The following is a 23,562-nucleotide window of genomic DNA, read 5'->3' as shown; positions in this document are numbered from 1 at the left end:
GAGAAATCGAAATGGAAGCTGTCGCCACTCTTGACCCCACACGGCTTGTATTAGCTGCAATAATTGGTCTTGTTATCCTTCTTGTTCTTATTATCAAATGCAAGGTTCAGGCCATGATTTCCATTCTGGTCGGTGCCATTTCCATTGGCTTGATCGCCGGCATGCCGTTGACAGAAATTGTCAGCTCTGTCAACGAGGGCATCGGCAATACCCTGAAAGGCATTGCGCTGCTGGTCGGTTTAGGCTCTATGTTCGGTGCGATCCTTGAAGTCTCCGGCGGTGCGCAAACACTGGCGGTCACGATGGTGCGCAAATTCGGCGATGAAAAAGCCGCGTGGGCACTGGGTATTACCGGTCTTGTCATTGCCATGCCGGTGTTTTTCGATGCAGGTCTTATCATTTTGATCCCTCTGGCCTTCTCGCTGGCAAAGCGCACAAAGCGTTCCGCTCTATTCTACACCATCCCGCTCCTGGCTGGTCTGGCCGTCGGCCATGCGTTCATTCCGCCGACACCCGGCCCCGTGCTGGTAGCTACTATGCTGGGCGTTGACCTTGGCTGGGTCATCCTCATCGGTATCTTCTGCGGTATTTTTGCCATGATCGTGGCCGGTCCTATCTGGGGTAAGATCTGCGGCAACAAATATTTTATCCCTGTTCCGGAATCCGTTGCCAATCAGGAAGACATTGATGAAAGCAAGCTGCCCAAGTTCTGGACGATCGTTGGCATTATCCTGATTCCGCTGGTTCTCATCATTGCCAATTCCGTGGCAAAGGTTGTTCCCGCACTGTCCGGTATTCAGCCGGTTCTGGCTTTCCTTGGCGAACCCTTTGTAGCACTGACGATCGCTGTCATTGCCGCCATGTTCCTGCTGGGCTACAAACACGGCTATTCCAACGAAGAGTTGGAAAAGATCATGACAAAGTCCCTGGAACCCACCGGCATGATCCTGCTGGTCACTGCTTGCGGCGGTGTGCTGCGTTACATGCTGCAAAACTCCGGTTTGGGTGATGTCATCGGCAATGCAGTTTCTTCCGCCAGCCTGCCGCTGGTCGTGGTTGCGTTCATTGTGGCGGCACTGGTTCGCATCTCGGTTGGTTCTTCTACCGTGGCCATGACGATGGCCGCTGGCATTATTGCCGCCATGCCCGGCATCAGCGAGTTGTCTCCTCTGTATCTTGCCTGCGTTACCGCTGCCATCGCAGGTGGTTCCACGGTCTGCTCTCACTTTAACGATTCCGGCTTCTGGCTTGTTAAGAGCCTTGTCGGCATGGATGAAAAAACCACCCTCAAGACCTGGACCATTATGGAAACCTTGGTTGGCGGCGTTGGATTCCTGGTTGCGCTCGTCATTTCGTTCTTTGCCTGATTGGTACATGTATTGAAAAATTCTATTTTATAACCCAAAAGCCCAAAGCGGCACGGTTCACTTAACCGGCAGCTTTGGGCTTTTGCTGTTTTATCAGAGGCAATACCGCATAATTCTAAGTGCCGATACGGCGAGCGAGGTGCGGCAGATGCCAAGCCAAAAGCGCAGATAATACTGGATGTCTTATCGAGCATTTTGGCAACGCAGATACCGTGCCGCAGCTGCCGGAGCGGTGCTTAAGCCGCAAGGCGGGAATTATGTGGTGTTGCCCAGAGAAAAAATTACGCGCTTACATCTTCAAACTGGCTGTTGTACAAATCGGCGTAGAACCCGCCAGCGGCCAACAGGTCGTCGTGGGTGCCCTGCTCCACAATGTCACCATCCCGCATGACTAAAATCAGGTCGGCGTCCTTGATGGTGGAAAGCCGGTGGGCAATCACAAAGCTGGTGCGGCCGCGCATCAGGTTGTCCATGGCGGTCTGGATGCGCTGTTCGGTGCGGGTGTCCACACTGCTGGTGGCTTCGTCCAAAATCAAAATTTTGTTGTCTGCCAGAATGGCGCGGGCAATCGTCAGCAGCTGTTTCTGGCCCTGGCTCACGTTGGAAGCATCCTCGTTCAACTCCATCTGGTAGCCGCCGGGCAGCGTGCGGATAAAGTGGTCGGCACAGGCGGCCTTGGCGGCGGCGATGACTTCCTCATCGGTAGCATCCAGGCGGCCATAGCGAATGTTTTCCATAATGGTGCCCTGGAACAGCCAGGTATCCTGCAATACCATGCCAAAGCCTTCGCGCAGGGCGCTGCGGTCAAAGTCCTTTACGTTGTGGCCGTCCAGCGTAATGGCGCCGGAGTTGACATCGTAAAAGCGCATCAGCAGCTTGACCATGGTGGTTTTGCCTGCGCCGGTGGGGCCGACAATGGCAACTTTCTGGCCGGGTTTTACATCGCAGCTGAAATCCCGGATAACAGTCTTTTCCGGCGTGTAGCCAAACTTGACATGGTCAAAGGTGACCTGGCCGTCAATGCAGGTGGGGTCTGCCCGGCGGGCGGGGTCAGCGTTCTGTTCTTCTTCCGGCTCACCCAAAAATTCAAACACGCGCTCCGAAGCCGCCGCCATACTTTGCAGCATGTTGCTGACCTGGGCCAGCTGCTGGATGGGCTGGGTGAAGTTGCGCACATACTGGATGAACGCCTGGATGTCACCAATGGTGATGATGCCGCGCGCGGCAAAAATGCTGCCGGAAACGGCCACTGCTACATAGCCCAGGTTGCCCACAAAGGTCATGATGGGCTGCATCAGGCCGGAAAGGAACTGGCTTTTCCAGGCGGATTCAAACAGGCGGTTGTTGGCTTCGTCAAAATCATTCAGAACGGCATCTTCGCGGTTGAACGCTTTGACCACATTGTGGCCGGAATATACTTCCTCCACCTGGCCGTTCACGGAGCCCAGAACTTTTTGCTGGGCGCGGAAATATTTCTGGCTGAACCTGACCACCAACAGCACCAGCGCCATCGAGACCGGCAGGATCAAAATGGCAATCAGCGTCATCGTGGGGCTGATGGTCAGCATCATGATGAGCACGCCGATCATGGTGGTAATGCTGGTGATCAGCTGGGTAATGCTCTGGTTCAGGCTCTGGCCCAGGGTGTCCACATCGTTGGTAATGCGGGAAAGTACCTCGCCCACGGTGCGCTTTTCAAAATAGGCAAGGGGCAGGCGGTTGATCTTTTCGCTGATCTGGCGGCGGAAGTCATAACACATCTTCTGCGAAAGCCCGCTCATGATCCAGCTCTGGCAGAAACTGAACGCAGCGGAAACCAGATACATGACCAGCAGGATCAGCAGGATTTTGCCGATATAGCCAAAGTCAATGCTGCCGGTGCCCCGCAGCTTGGCCACCCAGCCGGTGGCCAGGGCAGTGGTGGCTTTAGCCAGCACCTTGGGGCCTGCAATATTAAAAATCGTGGAAAGAACGGCAAAAACAATCACGGCAATCAGGCGGAACTTGTAGTGCCCCAGCTCTGCCAGCAGGCTGCGCATGGTGCCCTTAAAGTCTTTTGCCTTTTGGGTCGTCATTCGTCCGGGATGCGGCATCAGGCTTCCCCTCCTTTCAGGTCCAGCTCTTTGTTGCTCAGCTGGCTGCGGGCAATTTCCTGGTAAGCCGGGCAGCTTTCCATCAGCTGGGCGTGGGTGCCCTTGCCCACAATGCGGCCATCTTCCAGAACCAAAATCTGGTTGGCGTGCAGCACAGTGGAAATGCGCTGTGCCACAATAATCACGGTGGCGTCGCCGGTTTCGGCTTTCAGCGCGCGGCGCAGGGCAACATCAGTCTTGTAGTCCAGCGCGGAGAAGCTGTCATCAAACAGGTAGATCTTCGGGTGTTTGGCAATGGCGCGGGCGATGGAAAGCCGCTGCTTCTGCCCGCCGGAAACGTTGGTGCCGCCCTGGGCAATGGGGCTTTCGTACCCCTCCGGCTTGGCGGAGATGAACTCTTCCGCCTGGGCAATGCGGGCGGCGGTGCGCACATCGGCATCGGTGATATTCTCGCCGCCGAATTTCAGGTTGGAATCAATCGTACCGCTGAACAGTACGCCCTTTTGCGGCACATAACCCAAAAGGCCGCGCAGGGTGCTCTGTGGCATCTGGCGCACATCCACGCCGTCTACCGTCACGCTGCCGCCGGTCACATCATAAAAACGGGTGATCAAATGCAGCAAACTGGTTTTGCCGCAGCCGGTGGAGCCGATAATGGCCGTGGTCTGGCCGGGTTTGGCGACAAAATCAATATCGTGCAGGGCGTCCTCGCTGGAGCCGGGGTAGGTAAAGTTGACATGATGGAATGCGACTTCGCCGTTCCAGTGGTGCTGATTGAGGTCAGCGGGGATGGCTTCCGGCACCGGGTCATGGATGGCCGGCTCGGTGGTCAGCACTTCGTCAATGCGGTCCGCGGCAACGCCGGCACGTGGCAGCATCACGGCAACCATCGTCAGCATCAGGAAGGACATCACGATCTGCATCGTGTAGGTGATAAAGGCGATCATGCTGCCCACCTGCATGGTGCCGGCATCAATCTGTTTGCCGCCGAACCAGACGATCAGCAGGGAAGTGCCGTTCATAATCAGGGTCATAAAGGGCATCATGGCGGCCATTACCCGGTTGGTGAACAGCTGGGTGCGCATCAGGTCGGTGTTGGCGGCGTCAAAGCGTGCTTCCTCGTGCTGTTCGCGGCTGAATGCGCGGATGGGCATAATGCCGGTCAAAATCTCGCGGGATACCAGGTTCAGCCGGTCCACCAGCTTTTGCATGATCCTGAACTTGGGCATGGCAAACTGCATCAATACCGTAATCAGCGCCAGCAGCAAAGCGACGGCCAGCACAATGATCCAGGTCAGGCTGGAACCCGCCTGCGCCACATGGATGATGCCGCCAATGCCAAGGATGGGGGCATACGCCACCATGCGCAGCAAAATTACGCAGGTCATCTGGATCTGCTGTACATCGTTGGTGGTGCGGGTGATGAGGGATGCGGTGGAAAACTTGTCCGTTTCAGAGGCAGAAAAGCTGACCACCCGGCGGAACACACCGCGGCGCAGATCCCGCGCAATGGCAGCCGCCACGCGGGAAGCAAGCAGCCCCACCAGAACCGCGGCGGCAACCATCAACAGGGTCAGCCCCAGCATCCGGCCGCCGGTCTGTATCAGGTAGTTCATCTGTACCGCATCGCTGATGCCAAGGGCCTGATATTCCAGCCCCACCAGCAGCACTGCCTGGGCTGAAAGCCCGCTCAGCTCACTTTCGCCGGCCTGACCCATGGCTGCGGCCAGCTGGGTCTGTACGGCATCCCGGCTGAAACCGGGCATCTGGGTCATGGCCGCAAACTGGGCGGTAACGGTATCCAGCGCGGCGGCATCCGGGGCGTTGCCCTCCCCGGCTGCCTGAGCGGAAGCCAGATAGAGCACAATATCCGGGGTGGAAAATACCTCCGCCAGTGTATCCCGGTCCGCATCGGCCCGCAGCAGACGGACCGTATAGGGGGATGCGAGCTTTTTCTGTAAGTTGGTAGCGGAGGAAAGTGCGTTGTCGGTGCCGCCCGGCTGGGTGTAAGCGGCTTCCACCGCGGCGGCGTCCGCGTCCGTCATCAGCAGCTCCAGCACCTGTAGGGTGGAATCCCGCACTACTTCTGGCACAGCGTCCGCAATGCCGGACTGTTGGATGCCGGTATCCACAATTTTGCTGGTGTAGTCCGGCAGGGTCAAATCGCCGTATGCCTGCACCAACAGCAGGGCAATAATAACAAGGCAGGCCGCCCAGTGTTTGGCCAGATGTTTGAAAATTTTTGTCATGGCATCTTCTCCTTTTCGGCCAGCAGCTTTTCGTTCTGGCGCTCAATAGCCTGCAGCAGGGTTTCGGCATCCTTTGCAAACTGCTGGCAAAATTCTTCGCCCAGGTCATCCATAATGCCGGTGATGTAATCATTCAGACGGCTTTCGCAGATCAGGCGGGATTCCTCCCCTTTTGGGGTGATGCGCACCAGAGTGCGGCGGCGGTCATTGGGATCGGTCTGGCGCTGGGCCAGGCCATCCTGCTCCAGTGTGCGCAGTCCGCGGGAAATCGCCGGCAGCGGCTGCTTGAAAATCTCCGCCAGGTCCGAAACATACACGGCACCATCCTGGCCGCGCACCTCAATGGCGTGGTTCAGCCCTTCCAGAATGCCAAGATGCAGCTTGGGGGCGTTGGCAAGGCTTAAAGACGCCCCGCGGCGCACAGACTTTTTCAGCCGGTCAAGATAGCGCATCACGGCTTTGCTGCGCTGGTCACCAATATGTCCCTCCATAAAGGTTCTCCTTTCTGTTGCTATATGTAAATAGTTGGCATATGTTAAGCATGTGGAAACAGTATAGCCCCGCAGCCGAAAAAATGCAACGGCTGCGGGGCTGTGTTTTAAATTTGTTTACAAACTACTTATAAATCAAAGTCACCGGTAAACAGCTGCACCCAATAGGGGTGGCCATCCACCATAGTGTAGCCAACGCCGATGCAGTCATAGTTTTCGTTCAGGATGTTGGCGCGGTGGCCGGAGCTGTTCATCCAGTCGTTCATCACGATCTCCGGGGTTCTCTGGCCCATGGCAATGTTTTCGCCGGCATAGCCATAGTCAATGCCCAGGTGCCACAAAATGGTAAAGCATTCAGAACCGTTGGGGCGGGTGTGGCTGTATCGCTGGGAAAGCTCCTTGGCGCGGGCCGCGGCGGCAACCATCAGGCCATCGTGCTTGAGCAGGGGCTGCAGCCCGCGGGAGGTGCGCTCCTGGTTGACCAGCTCGATCACGCGGTCTGCCATGGCTTCCTCGCTGGTCGTAATGCTGGCCTGCATCACGCCGGTATCAACATCAAAAAGGTACAGATTGCCGTCGATCGTCACAATGCCTTTGGCCATGGTGCCGTACACCTGGTCAAAGTAATAGGTGCCGTCATTGTTGGTATCCCAGCCTTTTACCATGTGGCCGTTGGCGTCATACCGCACCCACTTGCCGGTGCCGTCTGCGTTTTCGGCCCAGTCGCCGGCTTCGGATTCCTGGTATACATCCTTGCTGACGGCTTTAGCACCCTGCTGCACGTTATCCAGCCAGTACCAGGCATCGGAGGCCGGATCATAGATTTCTTTGCCGCGGTAGGCTGCATTATTGGGATCATAACCCTGGCGCTTGCCAGCCTCGTACCAGTAATCTTTGCCGTCCATGCTGTGCCACATCAGGTTGCAGCCAATGCCGGTGGTGGTATCAAAGCTGCAGGGCAGGTTGTCCACCACAATATCGCCCTTGGCCATGGCACCGGTGACAAGGTCAAAGTAATAGGTACCGTCATCGTTGGTATCCCACCCTTTGATCATATGGCCGTTGGCATCATAGCGCACCCATTTGCCGCCGTTGGATTCCTGGTATACATCCTTGCTGACGGCTTTTGCGCCGCCCTGGTCGGCGTCCAGCCAGTACCAGGCGTCGGAATCGGGGTCGTAAATCTCTTTGCCGCGGCCGGTGGTACCCTGTTTCACGCCGTTCTCGTACCAGTAATCCTTGCCGTTCACGGTTTTCCAACCGGTGTAGGTGGAAACACTGTCGGCGGTTTCCGGTGTGGCGGTCTCTTCCGCCAAAGCGGGCAGTGCAGCAGCACTGCACAGCAATACGGCGGTCAGAACGGCCGCGCAGCGAAAACGAAATTGCATGGGATATTCCTCCTGCATGTACTTCTTTTATAAGGCAATACCGCACAATTCCCGCCTAACGGCTCAAGCACCGCTCCGGCGGCTGCGGCACGGCATCTGCGTTGCCAAAATGCTCGATAATGTCGGGTTGCGGTACCCGCATCGTGCTTCGGGGGCAAAAGCCCCTCGCACTCTGCGACCGCTGCCCCTGCTTCGGTTCGCTGTTTCCGCCACTGGCGGCGCTCACCTTTGCAGCATCCAGTATTATCTGCGCTTTTGGCTTAGCATCTGCCGCACCTCGCTCGCCGTATCGGCACTTAGAATTATGCGGTATTGTCATAAATGTGTTGATCGGAATATTTCAACTCTCTTTTGCGGGGTTCGGGGATGCCTTGATTACGCCAAGGCCCAAATCACTGGATAGCGGCGCGCAGTATTTCCAGCAGCGGGGTGATCATCCCGGCTGCAGCGGGACCGCCAAAGTTCACGATGCCGCGCAGCGGCATGGAATCCAGCATCTGAGCTACGGCTTCGCTGCTGGCAATCTCGCTGCCGCCTGCGTTGCCGCCGGTCAGGGCATTGCCCGCCTGTGCCAGCACCTGCTGAATAATGCCAGCCGTGCGGTCATCCTTGGAAAGCTCGCCGATGGTGGTGTTTTCGTCAATCACGAACGGGCGGCGGCGCGGGGTGCTGAACCGCACGCTGAGCGTTGCGTGGATATCCCGGCTGGAATGGCCCAGCAAAATCTTGTACTCGCCTGGGGCGGCGTACCAGCTGCCCAGCGTTTCGTCATAGTAGCTCAAATCCTGCGCGGTCAGGGTGAACTCTACCTGCTTTTCCTCGCCAGGTTCCAGCTTGACCTTCACGAACTTGCGCAGCTCCTTGGGCGGGCGGCCGGTGGTGCCGGTACAGTCTGCTACATACAGCTGCACAACTTCCTTGCCGGGCATCATGCCAACATTCTTCACGCTCACCCGTACCCGCACGCTGTCGCCCTCGGCAAACTCGTCCGCCGTCAGCTGGGCATTGCGGTACACAAACCCTGTGTAGGAAAGCCCGTCCCCAAACGGCCACAGCACCGGCATCTTGCGGGCATCGTACCAGCGGTAGCCGACATACACGCCCTCGCGGTATTCCACATGGCGGCCGTCACCGGGGAAGTCGAGATAACACGGGGTATCTTCCAGCCGCAGGGGCCAGGTTTCCGGCAGGCGGCCGCTGGGGTTGGCATCGCCCCACAGCAGGGCGTCCGCCGCAGCGCCAACACCTTCGCCGCCCAGATACATGCACAGCACAGCGTTCACATCGTTGGCCCAGGGGCATTCCACCGGGGAACCGGTGTGCAGCACCACAACAGTGTTTTTCTGCACGGCGGCCACGCGGGCAATCAGGTTGTTCTGGCTTTCCGGCAGGCGCATATGGCTGCGGTCAAAGCCTTCGCTTTCAAAAGATTCCGGCAGGCCCGCAAAGATCACCGCCGCGTCAGCTTCCGCTGCGGCAGAAACCGCGCGCAGGAACTCTTCCTCCTCCCGCTGGTCCAGATCAGCGGGGAAGCCCTCCACATAGCTCACCCGGCGACCATGGCTTTCGGCCATTTCCAGCGCGCTGTCCACCCTGATGGTGTTGATGTGGCTGGAGCCGCCGCCCTGATAGCGCGGCGTTTTGGCAAAGCCGCCGATGTATACTACCTTGCTGCCCTTTTTCAGCGGCAGCACACCGCGGTTCTGCAAAAGCACGGCGCATTCCTTGGCCAGCTCTGCGGCGATGGTGTGGTCGCCTTTCAGGTCCAGCTCCGGGGCCGGGGCGGCAGCTTCGTCCGCCGCGCGGAACACAATGTTCAAAATGCGGATCACAGCCTTGTCCAGCGCGGCTTCGCTCAAGGTGCCGGCTTTAACGGCGGCCACGATCTTGGCGTCATTGACACCGCCGGAACCGGGCATTTCCAGGTCAAGCCCAGCCGCAACACCTTTTACACGGTCAGCTACAGCGCCCCAGTCGGACATCACAAAGCCCTTAAAGTTCCACTCGGTGCGCAGGATATCGGTCAGCAGCATGCGGTTTTCGCTGGCAAATACATCGTTCACGCGGTTGTAGCTGCACATCACCGTCCAGGGCTGGGATTTCTTGACGGCGGTTTCAAATGCAGGCAGGTAAATTTCGCGCAGCGTACGCTCCGTCATGTCGGACGATGCGCTCATGCGGCGGTACTCCTGGCTGTTGGCGGCAAAATGCTTGATGGAGGTACCAACCCCCTGGCTCTGTACGCCATTGATGTACCCGGCGGCCAGCTCACCGGCCAGCACCGGGTCTTCGGAGTAATATTCAAAGTTGCGGCCGCACAGCGGGCTGCGCTTGATGTTTATGGCAGGTCCCAGCACAACGCCAACGCCGAACGCGCGGGCTTCCCGCCCGATGGCCGCACCCTCCCGGCGGGCCAGGTCGGGGTCAAAGCTGGCGGCAGCGGAGCACCCGGCGGGGAAGCAGACCGCCTTGCGGCTGTGGTTGGGGTCGTCCCGTTCCGGGTCCTGGGTGCGCAGGCCGTGCGGGCCGTCCGAGACCATCAGGGTGGGAATGCCCAGGCGTTCCACGGTTTTGGTGTGCCAGAAATCCGCGCCGGAGCAAAGCCCGGCCTTTTCTTCCAGCGTGAGCTGGGCAACCAGTTCGGGAATGTTGTGTTCCATCAAAAAGTCATCCTCCTTTTGTCCACCAGCTGCGGGTGGGGGGCAAGGGCAGGTGGCGGTTGTTCGGGCAGTGGAAACGTGCCGGATACACCGTTCCGCCCACGCTGCCTCCGGGGTGTGCCAAAATGGACACACACCCCCATATTTTGTATCATTATACACCACTTTGCACGCGAAAAGATAGCCTTTTTATTAAAAAATGTAAAGTCTGAAAACTTTTTCTGTGCAGGATGTTGATGCGTCTGGCATTGTATTTCTCCTCTGCTTCGTGTAAAATTTAAAATTAGGATATACAGCGGCAAAAACGTTTTTTTGGCTGTATTCCAGGGAGGAAAAAATGAAAAAAGATAAACGGATTTTGGCCCTTGTTTTGGCGGCGGCCATGATGGGTACCACTGCGCTTCCGGTTTGGGCCCAGACCCCGGAAACGACGGACAGCAGCGTGGTGGAAGTGGAAGGCACGCTGGAAAACATCATAGCTGCCCGTGAAGCACTGGCTGCGCAGCCGGCAACGCTGGCGGAGGATGACAACAACATTCAGGCGGCGCAGACGATCGTGGAACGCGTGGCCAATGCCGTAAAGAACCATACGGAAACAACAGAGAAAGTAAATATCAAAGACCTGAACTTGGATAAAGATCTGGTGCTTTCCACCCTGGCTGACCTGAATGCGCGTGTGGAAGGCGGCGAGGCCATCAGCAAATTGTCCTGCTATTATAGCAGAGATACCGGGCTGGCGGTGGCAATCGGCCTTGAATACTGCACGGCGCAGGATGTTGCCGCCATGCAGGTAAAGCTGGACCAGCTGGTGGACCAGGCCAACACCCTGTGCCAGACGGATCTGGAAAAGGTGTTCTATGTGCATGAATGGCTGGTGCAGAACATTGCCTATGACCGGGAACACCTTAGTGATGATGTGCAGGACGACCACAACCTGCGCGGCGCCCTGCTGGAAGGAACCGCCGTCTGTGACGGTTACGCCAAAACGTATGCCCTTACCCTGCGCAAGCTGGGTATCACTGGTGTGCTGGTAACCAGCAAGGACATCGGCCATGCGTGGAACATGGTCGAGCTGGACGGGAACTGGTACCAGGTGGACTGCACCTGGGATGACCCGGTGGACGGTTCGGATCAGCTGGGATATTGCATGCATAAACACCTGCTGTGTACCACAGAGGAGATGAACACCAACCATAACGATGACGGCGATGACAGCGTTGCCTTTGACCTGGAAAACCTTGGCACGCAGAACATCGTGAACCTGGCCACGGACGATACCTATGAAAATACCTGGTGGAAAGACAAAAAGAGTGCGATCTTCCCGTGTGGGGGCGACTGGTACTATGCGTCCGGCGAACGCCTTTTCTGGCGTGATGACCTGGGCGACTGTGATTCCAACCTGGCGCTTGAAGATGATTCGGGTGTGGTTGCCGGCAGTATTGCGCTGGACGGAACGCTGCTGGTCGCCACGGACAAACAAGCGTGCGAGCAGAGCAGCTGGATCAAACAATATGAACTGGATCCGGCCAGCCATGAAGTGACCGAGAAAAAGAAGGAAAGTCTCCAAAGCATCGGCATTGCGGCCCAGTGGGATGGCATTTATTATGCCGTAAGCCAGCAGGAATACCACCAGGATGTGCGCCAGTATATCAAGACAAGGGATAACCCAGTCCCCACAGCAACCCCGACTGCTGTACCTACCGCAACGCCTACTGCAGTGCCTACCGCAGCGCCTACCGCAGCGCCTACCGCAACGCCTACTGCAACGCCTACCGCAACACCTACCGCGACCCCCACTGCAACGCCGGTCAAGCCGACTGCTACACCTACCGCTACCCCTGTGAAACCCACCGCAACCCCTGCCAGCGGCTATACCGGTTGGAAAACCGTGAACGGCAAGGACTACTGGTACGAAAACGGCGTAAAGCAGGGCACCACTGGCCGCGGCAAGGAAATTTATGACCCCGATTCCGACGCCTGGTACTGGCTGGACGCCAACCGGGGCGGCGCAAAAGCCGTCAGCAAGGATGTTTACCAGGAATCCAACGGCGGCAAATGGGTGCGCTATGATGCCAACGGCCATATGATCAAAGGGTGGGATACCAACGATGACGGTACCTATTACTTTGACCTTGTCACCGGTGCCATGACCAAGGGTGATGCAACGATCGACGGCCTGCCCTGCTGCTTTGATACGGTGACCGGTATTGGCCTGAACTGCGCATGGAAGCGTATAAACGGCAAAGATTACTGGTACGAGGGCGGCAAGCGCCAGGGTTATGATCCCAACAATGCAGCCTACCGCGGCAAAGAAATTTACGACCCCGCCAGCAACGGCTGGTACTGGCTGGATAACGTGCAGCAGGGGGCTAAAACCGTCAGCAAGGATGTCTATCAGGAATCCAGCGGCGGCAAATGGGTGCGGTATGATGCCAACGGCCAGATGATCAAAGGCTGGAACACCAATGCCGACGGTACTTATTACTTCGATCCCATCACCGGTGCCATGGCCAAAGGTACAACCACCATTGACGGTATGACCTATTATTTTGACCCCGCAACCGGCGTAAAACGGTAACAAAAAGCCATAACAAAACCCGATAAAGCCAAGGCAACACCGCACAATTCCCGCCTTACGGCTTAAGCACCGCTCCGGCGGCTGCAGCACGGCATCTGCGTTGCCAAAATGCTCGATAAGACATCCAGTATTATCTGCGCTTTTGGCTTAGCATCTGCCGCACCTCTCTCGCCGTATCGGCACTTAGAATTATGCGGTATTGCCCCAAACGAAAAATGCGCGGAACCTTTTTGCAGGTTTCGCGCATTTTTGCTGGCGGCGGCATCATACAATAGGGATGCAAATTCACCGCCTGCCGCGCCCGGCGGGCGGTATGGGAGGGTATTCCATTGTTATTGATGACCGAAACCAATCTTGATGTGTTCCACGCGCAGCTGCTTACCCCGCAGGATGCACCTGCAATGGATCAGCTGTGCGCCGCCTGCGGCACCCCCGGCGGCCCCGATACTGCCGCGCTGCTGCAGACCAATGCCGTTCTGGGGGACTATGCCGGAACCGACACGTTACAGGCCGCCATGGGCATGTTGCCCATGTTTGGCCAAAGCCGTCTGGCGCTCGCGCTGCGCGCAGCTGGCTTTGGGGCGGACGGCCAGGGCATTGTGCTGGCACCGCCCGCCTTTACCGCGCAGTACCTGCCGGTGCGGCGCTTTTTGGCCATGGCGCTGGGGCTGGCCAAACAGCGCTGCGCCAGCTACCATATCTGGGCCACCCTGCCGCTGACCCCCACCCCGGACGGCGAGGAACTATGCGCCCAATATTTGGCATCTGGCCTTACCCTGCGCGCCGTGGTGCCGCTGGACAGCCAGCAGCTGCTGGTGTTTGCGGCCCACACCCCGGTGGGCCGCGGCAGCACGGTGCGCCGCGTACACTTGCAGGACCCCGCCCTGCCGCGCCTTTTGGAGCGCGGCGGCGCCGTGGCAGATTTTGGCTGGGATAAACAGGGCCTTGTCCTCAGCGTGCGGAGAATGGAATAAGGAAACAGATGCTTGCCGAAGATTTTTGTAAAGGCAATGCTCCGGAGCGGTCAAGACCGTTCCCCACAGCACATGTTGAAGTTGCATACAAACATTGAAAATGCGGGTAGGACGCGATGCCCGCTGTCCCGCATGACGGGTCTTTCTCAATATTTCACCCCCGGGATCATGCAAAAACCAAAGGCAACACCGCACAATTCCCGCCTTGCGGCTTAAGCACCGCTCCGGCAGCTGCGGCACGGCATCTGCGTTGCCAAAATGCTCGATAAGACATCTAGTATTATCTGCGCTTTTGGCCTAGCAGCTGCCGCACCTCGCTCGCCGTATCGGCACTTAGAATTATGCGGTATTGCCCAAACCATAAAAAGGCAGTGCTGTCCTTTACCTGGCAGCACTGCCTTATTTATTATCTCCCTGTAAGATCCTTCACAACATCCGCAAGATCCGTTAAAATATCATGTGGCAGCATTGTCAGCTGGCTGGTGCGGGCGGCGCAGCGGTCCGCAGCGGCGCCATGCAGCCATACCGCGCAGGCTGCGGCGTCAAAGGGCGCTAACCCCTGGGCCAGCAGGGCAGCCAGCATCCCAGCCAGTACATCCCCGCTGCCGCCGCGGGCCAGGCCGGGATTTCCGGTGGGGTTGTGCAGCATCTCGCGCCCCGGTGCGGCAATCAGCGTGCCGGAACCTTTCAGCACCGCAACGCAGCCATACCGCTCCGCCAGCTCCTGCGCGGCGGCGGGGCGGTCAGTCTGGATCTGCGCCACGCTGCACCCCAGCAGGCGGGCTGCCTCGCCGGGGTGCGGGGTCAGCACGGTATTGGTGGGCAAAAGCGGGAACTGCCCCAGCTCCCCGGCAGCCAGTGCATTCAGGGCGTCCGCATCCAGCACGGCGGCTTTCCACTTGGCATCCGCCGTCAGAAGGGCGTTCAAAATACGTGCCGCACTGGGGCCAAGCCCCGGCCCAGCCAGCAGGACCGCAGGCTTTTCCGTAAAGCGCTGGCGCACGGCGGCGGCATCTGCGGCCAGAATCCCGCCGTCCGCGTCGGTGCGGCATGGCAGGGCACAGCATTCCGGCGTGCGGGTCAGCACCAACTGGATCACCGGCTCCACGCTGGCAAGGTACACCAGCCCGGCCCCGGTGCGCAGCGCACCCTCCACACAAAGGGCGGCAGCCCCCCGGTAAGCAAGGCTGCCCGCTGCGGCAGCCACACTGCCGTAACTGCCCTTGTTGCTCTGCGCCCTGCGCTGCGGCAGCAGGGCGGCGATTTTGTGTTGATTCAGCTCATGCATCAGCGGTTTCCCCCTTTACGTTTTGGCGTAAAAGATGTATAGTAAAAAGTATCTAAGGTACATCTGAAAACAAAGAAAATGACGGATATTTCGCAAACACAAGCAGGATGTAAGGCAAAGAGTTGCGGGAATCCTTTGCGGCTTCCAAGGCTTTTTAACGCAAAATCCGGCTATGTTTGTAGAAATAAACTGAATTTTCGACTTTTCAGATACACCCTAACAGGATGGTTCCATATCTTTTATTATAAAGCATTTCACGATAAAACGAAAGGGGCGGCACCATGGTACCGGAACTGGAACGGCTGATCCAAGCACATCAGAACATCGTGTTTTTTGGCGGCGCAGGGGTTTCGACGGAAAGCGGCATCCCAGATTTTCGCTCGGTGGACGGGCTCTACCACCAAAAATTCAAGTACCCGCCCGAAACCATGCTGTCCCACACATTTTATGAGCAGCACACCGCAGAATTTTTTGATTTCTACCGCCAAAAACTCATTGTGCATGGGGCCAAGCCTAATGCTGCCCACCTGCGGCTGGCCAAACTGGAGCGGGAAGGTAAACTAAAAGCCGTTGTCACTCAGAATATTGATGGCCTGCACCAGGCAGCGGGCAGCAAAACCGTGTATGAGCTGCACGGTTCCACCTTGCGCAACTACTGCACCCGCTGCGGCAAGTTCTACCCCGTCAGCTTTATCGAGGAAGCCGGCGGCAAGGGGGACGGTGTGCCCCGCTGCACGGACTGCGGCGGCATTGTAAAACCGGATGTGGTCCTGTATGAGGAGGGCCTGGACGAAGCCACCATTGAGGGTGCGGTGAGCGCCATCCGCAGGGCGGATATGCTGATCGTGGGCGGCACCAGCCTGGCCGTTTACCCGGCGGCGGGGCTGATCCGCTATTTCCGCGGGGATGACCTGGTGGTCATCAACAAGCAGCCCACCCCGGCGGACGGTATGGCAACCCTGCTGGTAAACAAGCCCATCGGCCAGGCACTGAGTGAGACCGAGGGGGAAGGAGGGGCAATTTGTCGCTGAAAGAAAATTGTCATAAAAGTGTAAAACCTTACAAAAACGCTTGCAAAAATTTGCTGCTTTCTGGTATGATAAGAGTTGACGGCAGAGCGCGGGAAAGCGCCGCATGCCGCATGTGAGGTTTTGCGATTGATAACATAGAGGGGGTTCTTGTATGGCAAACGCATTGACTGATTTTATCCGCAAACGGGATTTTCTTGTCTGTATGGATTCAGACGGCTGCGTCATGGATACGGTGCGCATCAAGCATTGCTCGGTGTTCTGCCCAGAGCTGATCCGTGTGTTTGGCCTGGAAGCCCACACTGATTTTATTACCACCGCGTGGGAAGAGATCAACCTGAACAGCATCACCCGCGGGATTTCCCGCTTTGAAAGTGCGGTGCTGATTTTTGACCGCCTGAAAAACCGTGGCATCGATGTTCCCGGCAGTGAAGATATCGCCGCGTGGGTTTCCACCGCATCGGAACTTTCCACCGCAAGCCTGCAGCAGGAAGTTCTGCGCAGCGGCAGCCTGGCCCTGCGCAAGCTGCAGGAGTGGAATAACGCCTGCAACCGCCGCATTCAGGCCCTGGAACCTACCTTTAAGCCGTTCCCCGGCGTGGAATACAGCCTGCATCAGCTGCACACCGTGGCCGATGTGGCGGTGGTTTCCGCCGCCAATGAAAGCGCTATCGCCAGCGAGTGGGCGCGTTACGGCCTTGCCACCCATGCCGATGTGATCTTTGGCCAGGAGGTTGGCAGCAAGGCCAACTCCATTGCCTCCATGCTGGCCTGCGGGTATGAAAGCCGCAAGGTGGTCATGGTGGGCGATGCCATGGGCGATGCCCAGGCAGCCGCTGCAAACGGCGTTTCCTTTGTGCCCATTCTGCCCGGCCGCGAAGCCGAAAGCTGGCGCCGTTTGCAGGAAGAAGCCCTGCCCAAACTGCTGCACGGCACTTTCAGCCCCGAATACCAGGCAACCCTGCTGGCTCAGCTGCGCAGCGTTCTGCACGGGTAATTGACCGGAAAATCGTTGAACAAAAACCAAAGCAGAGTATGCAAAAAGCGCATACTCTGCTTTTTTCATGTAGTCAATCGGTTTTGGCAGCCGGCATACAGCAAAACCAGCCCGGCACTGAGCAGAATGCTTCCGATAATATCACTCAGCCAGTGCACGCCGGAAATCAGCCGCCCCACAACCATAAGGGCGGTGAATGCCGCCAGCAGGGGAAGAAGAATGTGCAGAACAGCCGGCCAGCGGATGCGGCGGTGCAGCTTTTCATTCAATTCCATAAAACACCTTTTCTCTTGCCGAGTATCCGCCTGCTTTACAGTTCCCCCTTGCGCTTGTCCCTTGCTTTGGCGGCACCAAGGGCTTTGGGGGCGGTGGTTTTCTCGTCAGGGTGCAGCAGCTTGGCGCGCAGGATGGCACCCTCGCCAAAGCGGGCGCGCAGGGCATCGGCGGCACGGTCCAGCTTTTCCTGTTTATCGGTTTTGGCTGGATCGGTGAAAAAATCCAGCTGCTCAAAATTGTCGGTGCCGGTCTTTTCGGCGCTCACCCCAACAAGGCGCACTGGGCGGTCGGGCCACATCTGGCGCATCAGCTCCCGCGCGGTGTGGTAAATCACATCGGTAGAGTTGGTGGGGCTGTTCAGCGTTACCTGGTGGCTGCTGCGGCGGAAGGCGTTATCCACCAGCTGCACCGTGATGACCCGTGCGGTCTTGCCGTCCATCCGCAGCCGCCCGGCAACGGATTCACACAGCGCCAGCATGGTGGCATCGGCCTCCACGGGGCGCTTCAGGTCCTGCGGAGTGGTTACGCTGTTGCCGTAACTGTTGTCCTTCACCTCGCTGCGGGTCATCGGCTCGCTTTCAATGCCGTTGGCGTAATCCCGGAACACCTGCCCCCGCACGCCGAACACCCCGCGCAGGATGTCCGCGTCCGCGTTGGCAAGATCCCCGATGGTATAAATGCCAATCTCGTGCATCCGCTTGACGGACTTTGGCCCCACGCCGAACAGATTGCCCACCGGCAGCGGCCACAATTTCTGTGGCACCATATCCTGCGTTAATACATGGATTTTATCCGGCTTTTCAAAGTCGGATGCCATTTTGGCCAGCAGGCGGTTGGGCGCAATGCCAATGTTTACGGTAAAGCCCAGCTCCCGGTGGATGCGGTCCTTGATGGTCTGCGCCGCCTGCAAAGGCGGGCCAAACAGTCCCTCGCTGCCGGTCATGTTCAAAAAGGCTTCGTCAATGCTGTACTGCTCAATATCTGGCGTGTAATCGCCAAAAATGCGGATCATAGCTTTGCTGTTTTTTACATACCAGTCAAAATCCGGCGCGGCAACGATCAAATTGGGGTATTTGCTGCGTGCCATAAACAGCGATTCCCCGGTTTGGATGCCGTACCGTTTGGCGGGAATGCTCTTGGCCAGCACCACGCCGTGGCGCTTTTCCTCATCTCCGCCCACCACGGCGGGCACGGTGCGCAGGTCCAGCGTTTCGCCGTTGGCCAGGTGCTGGATGGCCGTCCAAGACAAAAAGGCGGAGTTGACATCTACATGAAAATAAACGGTTTTGGCTTTGGGCAGCATGGTGCGCACCTCCTTTGCGGGGCGAAATTTCTGCTACCATCATACCATAAAACCACGGTGCAGAAAAGCCGGTCAAGAATCTTCTTTCCTTTTTGTGGCGGGCGCTGTATAATACAGATAAGACCTTCCTGCGGTAAAAATTTACAAAGGGCAACACCGCACAATTCCCGCCTTGCGGCTTAAGCACCGCTCCGGCAGCTGCGGCACGGCATCTGCGTTGCCAAAATGCTCGATAATGTCGGGTTGCGGTACCCGCATCGTGCTTCGGGGGCAAAAGCCCCTCGCACTCTGCGACCGCTGCCCCTGCTTCGGTTCGCTGTTTCCGCCACTGGCGGCACTCACCTTTGCAGCATCCAGTATTATCTGCGCTTTTGGCCTAGCATCTGCCGCACCTCGCTCGCCGTATCGGCACTTAGAATTATGCGGTATTGCCAAAGAATAGGATGGAATATTATGCAGTATACCATTGAAAACGAATACCTGCGCCTGACGGTGGATACCCATGGTGCCGAGGCTGTGAGCGTTGTCAACAAGGCTACCGGGGCCGAAATGCTCTGGTGCGGGGACCCTGCCGTCTGGGGCCGCCATGCGCCGATCCTGTTCCCCTATACCGGCAAGCTGACCGGCGGCAAAATGATCGCCAAGGGCAAAGAGTATGCCGGCGGCCAGCACGGCTTTGCCCGTGATGTGGAGCACACCCTGGTGGGCAAGACCGAGACAAGCCTGACCCTGGTTTTGCAGGCAAACGAGGAGACCCGCACCAAGTGGCCCTATGAGTTTGAACTGCGCTCCACCTTTGAGCTGGTGGAAAAAACGGTGCGCCACACCTTGGCGGTGTATAATCCCAGCGAACCGGAGCTCAGATTCGGCATTGGCTACCACCCGGCATTTGCCATCCCGTTTGATGATGCCCACACCCATGCGGATTATGAGTTCCGTTTTGACGAGCTGGAAAGCCCCCTGTGCGTGAGCTGTCTGCCCAACGGCCTGCTGAACGGTACCGATTATCACTATCTGGCCCGCAATACCCGCACCGTGCCCTTGACGGATGACCTGTTTGACAACGACAGCCACTGCATGCTGAACCTGCGCAGCAAGACCCTTGCCATTGTGGAAAAGGATACCGGCCGCGCCGTGCGCTGCAACATTGAGGGCTATCCCTATGTACTGATCTGGTCCAAGCCGGAAAAGCCCTACCGCTTTGTCTGCATTGAGCCGTGGCACAGCCTGCCCGGCGAGGAAAACGGCCCCCTAACCTGGGAGGACCGCCCCTGCGCCGCCGCCCTGCACCCCGGCGAAACCTGGTCCACCACGTTGTGCACCACCTTTGAGCGGTAAGCAGGGCGGCGTCCCCAACGCCCCGGAACGGTCAAGACCGTTCCCTACAGAGTATTTTATAATGCGTGGCAAGCGTTAAAATGCGCTGTAGGGCGGGGTGCCCTCACCACGCCGCAACCTTGCCCTGCTGCGCATTACAAAATTTGTGACAATCCGCACACCGGGCCTTGCCGTATATTTTGCATCATTATCCACCACAGGCTTCCACATGGGCACCCCCTACAAAATACAAAAAATCCCCCGCACGCCAGGCTGTAACAATGGCCTGCCCGTGCAGGGGATTTCTCGATTTTATCTTATGCTTGTGCTTGGTTTAACCCGCTCAAAACTCCGCGCCCAACGTTGCCGCCATGACGGCCTTGATGGTGTGCATCCGGTTTTCGGCTTCCTGGAACACGATGGACTGCGGGCCGGTGAATACTTCATCGGTCACTTCCATGGCGTCGCGGCCAAACTTTTCGCCCATCTCCTTGCCAACGGCGGTCTTGTGGTCGTGATAGGCGGGCAGGCAGTGCATGAATACGGCGGTCGGCTTTGCCTTTGCCATCAGTTCAGTGTTTACCTGATAGGGGGCAAGCGCTTCAATGCGCTCGGCCCACACTTCAACCGGTTCGCCCATGCTTACCCACACATCGGTGTATACCACATCGGCGTCCTTTACGGCATCGGTATCATCGCTCAGGGTAATGGTAGCGCCGGTTTCGGCGGCAATAGCCTTGCACTTTTCCACCAGCTCCGGGGCAGGCCAGTACGCCTTGGGGGCACAGGCAACAAAGTGCAGGCCCATCTTGGCGCAGCCAATCATCAGGGAGTTGCCCATGTTGTAGCGGGCATCGCCCATGTAAGCGAATTTCAGCCCGGCCAGCTTGCCAAAGTGCTCTTTGATCGTCAAAAAGTCAGCCAGGATCTGGGTGGGGTGGAACTCATTGGTCAGGCCATTCCATACCGGTACGGTGGAATACTTGGCCAGCTCGTTCACAATCTCCTGGCCATAGCCGCGGTACTCAATGCCGTCAAACATGCCGCACAGCACCTGGGCGGTGTCAGCAATGGATTCCTTTTTGCCGATCTGGCTGCCCGTTGGGTCCAGATAGGTGGAGCCCATGCCCAGGTCGTGGGCGGCAACCTCAAAGGAGCAGCGGGTGCGGGTAGAAGTTTTTTCAAAGATTAGCGCAACGTTTTTGCCGCGCAGTACATCATGCAGAACGCCTGCCTTCTTTTTGGCTTTCAGCTCGGCGGCAAGGTCCACCAGATATGCAATTTCTTCCGGGGTGTAATCCAGAAGGGTCAAAAAATCTCTGCCTTTCAGGTTCATGGGGGCTTCCTCCTGTCAATCGGTATCCTCAGCCGGGCAACGCCCGGCAGCATAGTAATGGAATACAATCTATTATGGCACAGTGCGCCGCAAAATGCAAGAAAATTTTTGCATAAATATTCTTTTACTTGGCATATTTATGCAGTATGGCGCAGGCAGTCACCCGCAATTTGATTCCCATTTTGCCCAAAATGCTTGCATTTGCCGCCCAAACAGCGTATACTTGCACAGGCGGGCAGGAAAGCCCTGCCCCCGAATATGCGCTGTACTTTGAAGAAAAGACGGCAGCAGGAGGAAATTGAATATGAAAAACCGTACCAACACCCGTTGGCTGACCCAGCTTGCCTTGCTGGTCGCCGTTCTGCTTGTCATGAACTATACGCCGCTGGGCTATCTGCAGGTCGGGCCGCTGTCCATGTCGCTACTTACCATCCCGGTTGCCATCGGCGCCATGACGCTTGGCCCTGTTGCGGGTGCCATCCTTGGCGGTGTTTTTGGCACGACCAGCTTTGTTTCGGCCCTGCGCACCCCCAGTGTGATGAGCGCCGCCATGCTGCAGGCCAGCCCGGTGGGCACCTTTATTACCTGCTTTGTGGCCCGCGTTCTGGTGGGGCTTTGCGCCGGTTGGGTGTACATTGGCATCAAAAAGCTGCTGCCCAAAAACACCAAGCTGTGCTGCGCCGTGGGCGCTGTGGCAACGCCGCTGCTGAACACCTTCTGGTTCATGCTTTCGCTGTGTGTGTTCTTTTTTAATACCGAGTATGTGCAGTCTCTCTGCGCAACCTTCGGCACCACCAACCCGTTCCTGTTCGTCTGCGCCTTTGTCGGCGTGCAGGCGTTGATCGAAGCCGTTGGCTGCGGCATTGTGGCAACCCTTGTCACCGTTCCGCTGCTGAAATTCCTGAAAAAGTAAAATAACAAAATAAACTGCCGCGGGCGCCCTGCCAAAAACAGAGCGCCCGCGGTTTTTTGTATGATAAGAGTTTTTGAAATTAAGGTGTGTCCGTCGGCAAAGGGCCGGTGATCACGGTGGCGGGGCTTTCAATAATATACGGCTGGCTGACATAGCGGTTGATGGCGAGTGCGCCCAACCGGTAAACCACGACCATGACAAGGATGGCGATAACGACCGCAAACAGAAAATGGAACAGCTGGCTTGTTTTCAGCTGTTTTTTGATTTGGTCGGAATCCATGTTGAGCAAGACGGAATCTGCGGCTTCCTGCGGGGTGCCAAAAGCGGCGTACAGATCTTCCAGGCGGGCATCCGGATGGGCTTCCAGATAGTTGCACAGCGAATCCTGCATCTGGCTTAAAAACTGGCGCTTTAACGGTTTGGCATAGTTGACCTCAGATAACGCTTTATCCAGCTGACTGCAATAACAGGCTGCCAGCGGATTTCCGTTTTGTTGTGCAGGAATCTTCATTCGGGGCTTCCTTTCTCCGTGCAACTTTTTAAGATGGCCTGGATACCCTCCTGTGCGGTCAGGTATTCTGCCAGAATTTTTTGATAGTAGGCCGTTCCGGCGGGCTCAATATGGTAATAGGTGCGTTTCCGCCGCCTGCCGACCAGCTCTTCATACGAGGAGATATAGTGGTGGTCCTGCAGGCGGTAAAGGGTGGGATACATAGAAGTTTCCAGCAGAACAAACTTCCCGCTGCTCCGATCGCGCAGGGCCTGCGCCATTTCGTATCCATACATATCCTGCTGGGTCAATAACCCCAGCAGCACAAGCTCGGTTACACCGCGCTTCAAATTCTCTGTAACACCCACAAGCAAACCCTTTCTGACAGTTCAGGATACTTCCAGTATACCCCAAATATTATATGACGTAAATACTATTTATAGAACAATATTGTTGACAAAGTACATGCGGCCTGCTATGATGACAGAAAAGAAAGGAGGAAAGAGCCAAAATAAAAATCTGGCGAAAATCCGGCAATTTTACAGTAAAACAGGAAGGGGACAGTATGAAAGAACTTTTGGATAACATCAAGAAAATTTTTTCAAAGAAACTTACATTGGCGGTGGTACTGGTGATCGTGGCAGCTCTGGCCATTGTAGGGCTGTGTACCTGGTATCACTTCAGCATCGAGCCACTTGGCAACGGATATGCGGCCTATGCGTTCTGGCGTTGAAAAAATCGTAAAGATACAAAATAAGTAGAAAATCCAAGAACCGGTATTCCTACTTGAAGATAAGGCAATACCGCATAATTC

The 23,562-nt window shown here is 57.0% G+C and carries 19 protein-coding genes; 8 read left to right on the top strand and 11 right to left on the bottom strand.

The window, feature by feature from the left end:
• The first annotated feature begins 11 nt into the window (after positions 1-11).
• A complete protein-coding gene (locus C4885_RS06375; RefSeq protein ID WP_113999536.1) occupies positions 12-1,367 on the top strand; it encodes a GntP family permease in 1,356 nt (451 codons plus the stop codon).
• A 281-nt stretch (positions 1,368-1,648) separates the two neighbouring features.
• On the opposite strand, the gene C4885_RS06370 is transcribed toward C4885_RS06375, so the two are convergent.
• The 5 genes from C4885_RS06370 to C4885_RS06350 all read right to left on the bottom strand — a co-directional run bounded on the left by C4885_RS06370 (position 1,649) and on the right by C4885_RS06350 (position 10,248).
• Complete coding sequence (locus C4885_RS06370; protein WP_113999535.1) at positions 1,649-3,460, bottom strand: ABC transporter ATP-binding protein; 1,812 nt, start codon at positions 3,458-3,460, stop codon at positions 1,649-1,651.
• Complete coding sequence (locus C4885_RS06365) at positions 3,460-5,709, bottom strand: ABC transporter ATP-binding protein (RefSeq protein ID WP_113999534.1); 2,250 nt, start codon at positions 5,707-5,709, stop codon at positions 3,460-3,462. Before C4885_RS06365 ends, C4885_RS06370 begins: the two co-directional genes overlap by 1 nt.
• Positions 5,706-6,200, bottom strand: coding sequence for a MarR family winged helix-turn-helix transcriptional regulator (locus C4885_RS06360; RefSeq protein ID WP_113999533.1), 495 nt, complete (start codon positions 6,198-6,200; stop codon positions 5,706-5,708). The genes C4885_RS06365 and C4885_RS06360 overlap by 4 nt, the downstream gene beginning before the upstream one ends.
• 128 nt (positions 6,201-6,328) lie before the next feature.
• Entirely contained in the window at positions 6,329-7,588 is a 1,260-nt protein-coding gene (locus tag C4885_RS06355) for a CAP domain-containing protein (protein WP_113999532.1), read from the bottom strand.
• 392 nt (positions 7,589-7,980) lie between these two features.
• On the bottom strand, positions 7,981-10,248 hold the full coding sequence (locus C4885_RS06350) for a glycoside hydrolase family 3 protein (protein ID WP_113999531.1): 2,268 nt from the start codon (positions 10,246-10,248) through the stop codon (positions 7,981-7,983).
• A 337-nt stretch (positions 10,249-10,585) separates the two neighbouring features.
• On the opposite strand from C4885_RS06350, the gene C4885_RS06345 reads away from it, so the two are divergent.
• Positions 10,586-12,826: a transglutaminase domain-containing protein gene (locus C4885_RS06345; RefSeq protein WP_113999530.1), complete on the top strand. Its 2,241-nt coding sequence runs from the start codon at positions 10,586-10,588 to the stop codon at positions 12,824-12,826.
• Between the two features lie 329 nt (positions 12,827-13,155).
• The gene (locus C4885_RS06340) at positions 13,156-13,800 is read left to right on the top strand and encodes a hypothetical protein (RefSeq protein ID WP_147237784.1); all 645 of its coding nucleotides are present in this window, start codon (positions 13,156-13,158) and stop codon (positions 13,798-13,800) included.
• Between the two features lie 406 nt (positions 13,801-14,206).
• On the opposite strand, the gene C4885_RS06335 is transcribed toward C4885_RS06340, so the two are convergent.
• Entirely contained in the window at positions 14,207-15,088 is an 882-nt protein-coding gene (locus tag C4885_RS06335; protein WP_113999528.1) for an NAD(P)H-hydrate dehydratase, read from the bottom strand.
• Positions 15,089-15,369: 281 nt separating this feature from the next.
• On the opposite strand from C4885_RS06335, the gene C4885_RS06330 reads away from it, so the two are divergent.
• The gene (locus tag C4885_RS06330; protein WP_113999527.1) at positions 15,370-16,119 is read left to right on the top strand and encodes an NAD-dependent protein deacylase; all 750 of its coding nucleotides are present in this window, start codon (positions 15,370-15,372) and stop codon (positions 16,117-16,119) included.
• A 151-nt stretch (positions 16,120-16,270) separates the two neighbouring features.
• Entirely contained in the window at positions 16,271-17,113 is an 843-nt protein-coding gene (locus tag C4885_RS06325; protein WP_113999526.1) for an HAD hydrolase-like protein, read from the top strand.
• A gap of 65 nt (positions 17,114-17,178) precedes the next feature.
• Here the strand turns inward: C4885_RS06325 and C4885_RS16990 are convergent, their stop codons facing one another.
• Together C4885_RS16990 and C4885_RS06315 are read right to left on the bottom strand one after the other, a co-directional pair.
• Entirely contained in the window at positions 17,179-17,388 is a 210-nt protein-coding gene (locus C4885_RS16990; RefSeq protein ID WP_113999525.1) for a phosphatase PAP2 family protein, read from the bottom strand.
• A gap of 35 nt (positions 17,389-17,423) precedes the next feature.
• Entirely contained in the window at positions 17,424-18,692 is a 1,269-nt protein-coding gene (locus C4885_RS06315) for a DNA polymerase IV (protein WP_113999524.1), read from the bottom strand.
• A gap of 453 nt (positions 18,693-19,145) precedes the next feature.
• On the opposite strand from C4885_RS06315, the gene C4885_RS06310 reads away from it, so the two are divergent.
• The gene (locus C4885_RS06310; protein ID WP_113999523.1) at positions 19,146-20,030 is read left to right on the top strand and encodes an aldose 1-epimerase family protein; all 885 of its coding nucleotides are present in this window, start codon (positions 19,146-19,148) and stop codon (positions 20,028-20,030) included.
• Between the two features lie 322 nt (positions 20,031-20,352).
• Here C4885_RS06310 and argF read toward each other — a convergent pair whose 3' ends face one another.
• The gene (gene argF, locus C4885_RS06305) at positions 20,353-21,345 is read right to left on the bottom strand and encodes an ornithine carbamoyltransferase (RefSeq protein ID WP_113999522.1); all 993 of its coding nucleotides are present in this window, start codon (positions 21,343-21,345) and stop codon (positions 20,353-20,355) included.
• Between the two features lie 304 nt (positions 21,346-21,649).
• Here argF and C4885_RS06300 point away from each other — a divergent pair, with 304 nt between their 5' ends.
• Positions 21,650-22,258: an ECF transporter S component gene (locus tag C4885_RS06300; protein WP_113999521.1), complete on the top strand. Its 609-nt coding sequence runs from the start codon at positions 21,650-21,652 to the stop codon at positions 22,256-22,258.
• A 79-nt stretch (positions 22,259-22,337) separates the two neighbouring features.
• Here the strand turns inward: C4885_RS06300 and C4885_RS06295 are convergent, their stop codons facing one another.
• Both C4885_RS06295 and C4885_RS06290 read right to left on the bottom strand, forming a co-directional pair.
• On the bottom strand, positions 22,338-22,769 hold the full coding sequence (locus tag C4885_RS06295; RefSeq protein WP_113999520.1) for a DUF6120 family protein: 432 nt from the start codon (positions 22,767-22,769) through the stop codon (positions 22,338-22,340).
• Positions 22,766-23,116, bottom strand: coding sequence for a PadR family transcriptional regulator (locus tag C4885_RS06290; RefSeq protein WP_113999519.1), 351 nt, complete (start codon positions 23,114-23,116; stop codon positions 22,766-22,768). The genes C4885_RS06295 and C4885_RS06290 overlap by 4 nt, the downstream gene beginning before the upstream one ends.
• A 197-nt stretch (positions 23,117-23,313) precedes the next feature.
• On the opposite strand from C4885_RS06290, the gene C4885_RS16425 reads away from it, so the two are divergent.
• The gene (locus C4885_RS16425) at positions 23,314-23,481 is read left to right on the top strand and encodes a hypothetical protein (RefSeq protein WP_158538823.1); all 168 of its coding nucleotides are present in this window, start codon (positions 23,314-23,316) and stop codon (positions 23,479-23,481) included.
• Positions 23,482-23,562 lie beyond the last annotated feature (81 nt).

The organism is Subdoligranulum sp. APC924/74, assembly GCF_003324125.1.
Lineage (GTDB): Bacteria > Bacillota > Clostridia > Oscillospirales > Ruminococcaceae > Gemmiger > Gemmiger qucibialis.
The sequence above is the reverse complement of the archived record's forward strand: the minus strand, read 5'-3'. Positions and strand labels throughout refer to the sequence as shown.

Excerpts from the sequence above, each read along its gene's own strand:
- C4885_RS06375 (WP_113999536.1), top strand. The coding sequence starts at position 12 with ATGGAAGCTGTCGCCACTCTTGACCCCACACGGCTTGTATTAGCTGCA.
- C4885_RS06370 (WP_113999535.1), bottom strand. The coding sequence starts at position 3,460 with ATGCCGCATCCCGGACGAATGACGACCCAAAAGGCAAAAGACTTTAAG.
- C4885_RS06365 (WP_113999534.1), bottom strand. The coding sequence starts at position 5,709 with ATGACAAAAATTTTCAAACATCTGGCCAAACACTGGGCGGCCTGCCTT.
- C4885_RS06360 (WP_113999533.1), bottom strand. The coding sequence starts at position 6,200 with ATGGAGGGACATATTGGTGACCAGCGCAGCAAAGCCGTGATGCGCTAT.
- C4885_RS06355 (WP_113999532.1), bottom strand. The coding sequence starts at position 7,588 with ATGCAATTTCGTTTTCGCTGCGCGGCCGTTCTGACCGCCGTATTGCTG.
- C4885_RS06350 (WP_113999531.1), bottom strand. The coding sequence starts at position 10,248 with ATGGAACACAACATTCCCGAACTGGTTGCCCAGCTCACGCTGGAAGAA.
- C4885_RS06345 (WP_113999530.1), top strand. The coding sequence starts at position 10,586 with ATGAAAAAAGATAAACGGATTTTGGCCCTTGTTTTGGCGGCGGCCATG.
- C4885_RS06335 (WP_113999528.1), bottom strand. The coding sequence starts at position 15,088 with ATGCATGAGCTGAATCAACACAAAATCGCCGCCCTGCTGCCGCAGCGC.
- C4885_RS06330 (WP_113999527.1), top strand. The coding sequence starts at position 15,370 with ATGGTACCGGAACTGGAACGGCTGATCCAAGCACATCAGAACATCGTG.
- C4885_RS06325 (WP_113999526.1), top strand. The coding sequence starts at position 16,271 with ATGGCAAACGCATTGACTGATTTTATCCGCAAACGGGATTTTCTTGTC.
- C4885_RS16990 (WP_113999525.1), bottom strand. The coding sequence starts at position 17,388 with ATGGAATTGAATGAAAAGCTGCACCGCCGCATCCGCTGGCCGGCTGTT.
- C4885_RS06315 (WP_113999524.1), bottom strand. The coding sequence starts at position 18,692 with ATGCTGCCCAAAGCCAAAACCGTTTATTTTCATGTAGATGTCAACTCC.
- C4885_RS06310 (WP_113999523.1), top strand. The coding sequence starts at position 19,146 with ATGCAGTATACCATTGAAAACGAATACCTGCGCCTGACGGTGGATACC.
- argF (WP_113999522.1), bottom strand. The coding sequence starts at position 21,345 with ATGAACCTGAAAGGCAGAGATTTTTTGACCCTTCTGGATTACACCCCG.
- C4885_RS06300 (WP_113999521.1), top strand. The coding sequence starts at position 21,650 with ATGAAAAACCGTACCAACACCCGTTGGCTGACCCAGCTTGCCTTGCTG.
- C4885_RS06295 (WP_113999520.1), bottom strand. The coding sequence starts at position 22,769 with ATGAAGATTCCTGCACAACAAAACGGAAATCCGCTGGCAGCCTGTTAT.
- C4885_RS16425 (WP_158538823.1), top strand. The coding sequence starts at position 23,314 with ATGAAAGAACTTTTGGATAACATCAAGAAAATTTTTTCAAAGAAACTT.